The organism is Spiroplasma sp. hyd1, from assembly GCF_016082235.1.
Classification (GTDB): domain Bacteria; phylum Bacillota_I; class Bacilli_A; order Mycoplasmatales; family Mycoplasmataceae; genus Spiroplasma; species Spiroplasma poulsonii.
The window spans coordinates 1-5,591 of record NZ_JXYY01000065.1 but is presented as its reverse complement, the minus strand read 5'-3'; the positions used below and the strand labels follow the sequence as shown (position 1 = coordinate 5,591).

At 27.1% G+C, this 5,591-nt stretch carries 5 protein-coding genes; 1 reads left to right on the top strand and 4 read right to left on the bottom strand.

Annotation, left to right across the window (positions count from 1 at the left end; all coding sequences use genetic code 4):
• Positions 1-297 precede the first annotated feature (297 nt).
• On the top strand, positions 298-1,179 hold the full coding sequence (locus TS70_RS07930) for a hypothetical protein (protein WP_232332524.1): 882 nt from the start codon (positions 298-300) through the stop codon (positions 1,177-1,179).
• 293 nt (positions 1,180-1,472) lie between these two features.
• On the opposite strand, the gene TS70_RS05765 is transcribed toward TS70_RS07930, so the two are convergent.
• The 4 genes from TS70_RS05765 to TS70_RS05750 form a co-directional block, all read right to left on the bottom strand.
• The gene (locus TS70_RS05765; RefSeq protein ID WP_232332523.1) at positions 1,473-2,417 is read right to left on the bottom strand and encodes a Cof-type HAD-IIB family hydrolase; all 945 of its coding nucleotides are present in this window, start codon (positions 2,415-2,417) and stop codon (positions 1,473-1,475) included.
• 42 nt (positions 2,418-2,459) lie between these two features.
• Positions 2,460-3,536, bottom strand: a complete 1,077-nt coding sequence (yqeH, locus tag TS70_RS05760; protein ID WP_040093477.1) for a ribosome biogenesis GTPase YqeH — start codon at positions 3,534-3,536, stop codon at positions 2,460-2,462.
• Positions 3,523-4,119 (bottom strand): YqeG family HAD IIIA-type phosphatase, encoded by a 597-nt coding sequence (locus tag TS70_RS05755; RefSeq protein ID WP_040093476.1) that lies wholly within the window; start codon positions 4,117-4,119, stop codon positions 3,523-3,525. Before TS70_RS05755 ends, yqeH begins: the two co-directional genes overlap by 14 nt.
• Before the next feature lie 92 nt (positions 4,120-4,211).
• A partial coding sequence (locus TS70_RS05750) for an MOLPALP family lipoprotein (RefSeq protein WP_198049685.1) occupies positions 4,212-5,591 on the bottom strand: 1,380 nt, incomplete at its 5' end.

Sequence of the window (5,591 nt, the reverse complement as noted above, 5' to 3'; positions counted from 1 at the left end):
AGTCTATTGTATTTCATAATTAATATGTTAATATAATTATAACTTTTTATCGTTTAGTTTTACAGTATACAAGTGAATATTAGGTGAATTATCCGATAACGACCAGAAACAATTTTAAAACGAATATATAAATTAAATAAAAATATTAAAAAAAACAGTTTAAAAATAATCAATGTTAGGAAAAACATTGCTAGAATAATTTGAGACGAAGATACTGATAGTACAACAAATTTTATTGACGTTTATTTTACAATTTATAATTTAAGCACTTCAGTATTTTATAATGACAATCCAAGTTTGGGATGTCAAAACCCCTTACCCACTATTCCAAATCCAGAAATAACATCAGAAGATGATAAAGATCAAAACAAGGAACCAATTTATGCAACAGTTTTACCTAAAAGTCAACGAAATAAACAAAATAACGTTCCCCCACCCCGCCCACTCAAAAAATTAAGTCTTCTTGTACCAAATACCCACTTAGGGGAATTATCTGATAACTTACCAGAAACAATTTTAGAAAGAGTAATATTGCTAAACACTGATATAAATTTAGATGAAGTAACTCTTCATGATATTACACATAATTTAGCAATAATTAGCAGTAATCAAAATAGCAATAGATATTATGGCAGAGTTATCGTTGAATTTACTCTAAATAATACTGAAACAAAAACTATTAAAAAAGAAGAAAATAAACCAGATTCAAACTCTGATTCAGATAATAGTAATGGTATTAATAAATTAGTTAGTAAATTTAATAGATTATGTTCAAATGATGAAGCTAATAATTTAAATCCTAAAAAAGTTTTAACTGAAACTACCCGTGGTGGACGTTTGCAAGCTGGTGATACTTATCTTGGGACAAACAATGGTGTTTATTTAAAACATGAACATGGACAAATTGACAAATTTGATGGTTTAGCTTTTCCAATCATCGCAATCGAATTAGATAATAACGGCAGTGCTTATGTTTTAAATAGTACTGGTAAAATTTATCATTTAGATTTGGATGGTTGAGGCCACCAACAAATAACAAAAATAACAAATAATATAAATTTAAATTGAAAAGTAATTGGACCAATAACAAATGATGAAAAAACATCAACGAAAACAATAGATTTAATTAAATGATCAGATTATGCTAACAATTGACAAGAATTTAGAACAAAATATTAATATATTAAAATTAATAATATTACTTCTGCTGCTGGTGGTCAAGGTACAACAATATCTAATACAAAAACAAATATTAAATTTAAGACAAAAGACATTAATGAAGATTGATATTCTGATCAAAATCATTTATCGCTAGTAAATTATGCCTATTGTATCTTTATGCCTATTTTTTATGTAGAACAAAAAGCAGTGTTATATATTAAAAACTTATGACTTGAAGGAGAATACTTAAAAATGCAAATAACGTCATATACTTTTGATATAAAAAATAGGTCTTTACAGAGACCTATTTTTTATATCAAAGGTAATTTTGAAAACAAAGTTATACTCATAAAAAAATGTTTATTCAAAAACATTTTTAACTTGTGGTAAAAACTCAGCAATTTGTTCTTTTGATAATACTTCGGTAAAAAGATATGTTCACGAACACCATTATCAACAACAGAAGTAGTTGTTGCATTAGCAATTTTTTTTAGTTCTAAAACACTATTCCCCATTGCGACAGAATAACCAACACTTTTTGCAAGTTCAATGTCATTAAAATTATCGCCATAAAAAATAAACTGCTGTGGATTATACCCTTTTAATTCACATAATTTTTTAAAAACATTTCCTTTGTCAATATCTAACGCTTGAATATCAAACAAGTCTTTTTGTGAAAAGACCCCTTCAACTTGATCTTTAAATGGTTCATTAATAAACTGGACACGCTCTAATTCAGCTGTTGAGTTAAATGGAAATAAAATTTTTAAGACTTGAATATTATTATTTTTTAATAATGCTAAATAATTTGTTTCAATATCTAATGGAATTTGATAATTATTATCACCTAATTGTTCATTATATTTTATCATTAATGCAATTCGTTTTGAATGAGGATGACCATAAATCATACTTGCAGTATAAACAATATGATCAACATCATGTTCTAATGCTAATGTAATAATTTCAATCGCTAAATCTTGCGGTAAGGTTTGCTGGTATAAAACTTCATTGCTAACGGGATCTCGAATTAAAGCACCATTACAAGAAATAATTGGTGTCTTAATTTTTAACTTTGCAAAATATTCTTTTGCCATTAAATCTAACCGTCCCGATGCTAACAACAAATGATAGTCACTCACTAACTGATACGTTTGTAAGGCTTCATAAGTTTCTTCATTAATTACATAACCTTCACCGGTTATTGTTCCATCTAAATTGGTAATAACATAAGGATATTTTTTAAAAAGATTCATATAACCTTCTTCCTTTCTAACTATCTACTTTTAAGTATAAAACTAAATGAACCGTTTTCGTAAATTAATTTTAATGTTTTCATTTGTTCCAACCATTAGTTCTTGTCCTGGGCTTCCTTTAAAAGTAATTCACCCTAATCCGGCAATAAATAAAGAATAATCTCCTGGTTCTGCAATAATGATTGTTTGTTCTTTTCAAGGATTATAATCTTTTAATCTTAGCGAAGCTTGCATTAAGTGGTGCTTAAAATAATAATCTTTATTTGTTAGTTTTGTTCGATGTAACATTATATTATTATTTTTATAAAAGTGAAAACTTGTTTTTAATCCTTTTACAAAAGAAAAACTTGCTAGCCCTTCATAAAAAATTGTTTGTTCAGACTCTAATTGAAATGTAATTGGTTTAAGCAATTTATTAGTAATCATTTTTTTGTCATTATGATCTAAATAAGAAATAATGGTATGGTTATTAACAACTCCTGGGCTATCATAAATTTTATGCTTAGTTCCCAACTTAACTTCAATATTGCCAAGGGTTGTTGAAACATTATTGGAAACTGTTATTTTTTGTTGATAATTTGTTAACTTAATTAAACTATTTAACAAAGTACTCTTTCCGGTATTTGAACTACCAACAAAAACAATATCTTCAGTTTGATGTTTTATATAGCGATATAATTCATCTAATGCATAATTTTTTAAAGCACTAACTAAAATAATGTTTTCAATCTTTGCAAACAACGCTGAATTAATAAAAAGTTCTTCAACAAAAGTAAGAATTTTGTTATTATTAATTAACTTTTGAACTAAATCAACTTTATTAATAATTATTGTCACTTTATTATTTTGTAAGATTTGCTCTAATGGTAAGTTTCGTGAACCATCTAAATCATAAGCATCCAAAACATAAAAATAATGGTATCCTAAACCATAATTATTACTAAGATTTGCTAAAAAGGAATTCTCATTTAAATCATAATCAATTAATTCATTATAATGTGTTAAGCGAAAACAACGATAACAATAATCTTGTGTTAAATTTTCAACATAACCAATTTTGTTTTGCTTGGTGTTTTGTAAAGTAACACCACAACCTTGGCAGTGCTTATAAGATGTCATAGTCTAACCCATATTCTCCTTCATCAAAGAATCCCTTATGTAAAATATTTTTTTGTGCTAATCTTTTGTAAACAACACTTTCTAATAACCGTATAAAACGATTTGACTCATCAACACCAGTTACAGGAACCACCAAAATACTTTCCATATGAGCACGGTTTGCAAATAAAACATCAGTAATTAATTGGTCACCAACCATAATCATTTCATGGGGATTAACATTAAATTGCCGTGAAATAATACGAAAGTATTTTAATAATGGTTTTTTAGCATTTCAATAATAATGTTTAATTCCTGCTTTTAATGCAAATCGTTCCACTCGTTTACGGGCATTATTTGAAACTAGGACAAATGTCATTCCTAAGTCCTGCACCTTTTGAATTAAATTTAGATTATCTGCATTTGGAATGCCACGATAAAATGGGATTAAAGTATTATCTAAATCACAAATAAAAACCTTAATCCCATGTTTTTTTAATGATTCAAGATTAATCTTGTTAACATTTTGAACATAAATTGATGGTTTAAAATAATTTAATAATAAATTACGATTCTTTTTTTTTCCAAAAATTGTTTTAGCCATTATTAAAAACCCTTACTTCTTTCTTTTATCATTATACCAAGATTAAATAAAAAAGTTATTCTTTTCCTTGAAAGAATAACTTTTCAAATTGTTTAATGGATTGTAATTTCATTAATAAGATATTTATTATGTTGTAATTCAACAACAATTTTAATAACCTTATCATTAATTTTATATTCAAAAACATTATCAACTGTTTGTGAACCGACCCCGACTTGTAAAGCATTAAAAGTTTGTTGCATTGTTGCTGCTAATTTTTGTTGGGTAACATTAAAATCAGTAATATATTTATTGATTGTTTTAAACCCGCCTTCAATACCCATCATATTTTCTAAAATACTTTTTAAATAAGATAACGGGGATTTATCAACAATTACATTATTTTTAAATCCTAGAATAGCAAAAAAATCATCCGGATTTAACAATGCATCTTGTAACAGATACGAGTTATTAGTTGTTGGTGTTAGAAAACTATCAAATAATTGATAAACATCTTGCGCATTAACAAATGTTGGTTTGGTAATTGCTTGTTTTAAATCTCCTACAACATCAACGATATTTTTTTCACCAATAATATTTGTAAACTGATTTGCTGGGATTCAGTTTTTTAATGGTTTATTTAACATTGTTTCTAGATTTTTAATCTTTGCTAATGGTGAGTCTGGTAATATAATTTTTAAAACATCACCCAAAAGATCACCTTGATATAATGCTGCAAATAAATCGTTAATTGCAGCAGGATCCGCTTTGATTTTATCAATCACTGGTTTAATATTTTCTGGAAGCTGGCCAGCTATTAACTGGTTACTTAAAAATGCAACCATATCATCTAATGTCTCTTTTGCTGAAATGGTGTTTATCAAGTCTCATACCACATTGCCAAGATAAATCTTAATTGATCCTAATATTTCAAGAGGCATATATTTATTAATAAAAACTTTTCCAAGAGCTGACAATCCGACTGGCGTTAAATCTTCTTTTGATAAAAAACCAAGATTAGCTAAAGGATTTGCCTTAATTTGATGATGTTCCGAACTTTGAAATAAAATTGCAATTAAACTACGGATTCCTTCATCATTCGTACTAGTTAACCGAACTGATAAATCATTAACCATTTTTTTAAAATCAAGTTTTGAATTTAACTTATAAGTTGTTGTACGAACAGTATTAATTTCTGCTCAAGTTGAACTTTTTGTCGCATCAAATTGATCAAGATAAGTTAAAATAATCCGAACAAAACGAATAACTTCATTAATTGCTGTTAAATTATTCAAAATATTAAATTTAAAAGCGATTTTGTTATTCATGACATCAACAATTGTTGTTCCAAATTGATGCATTGCATCAAGATAATTTTTAGCATCTCCTTGCAGATTTGCTTTATCTTTATAATCAAAACGTTGGCTTTGACCAGTCAATTCATTAACGGCATTAACAAGACCAATTACCCCGGAAGTTAAAACTTCTTGATA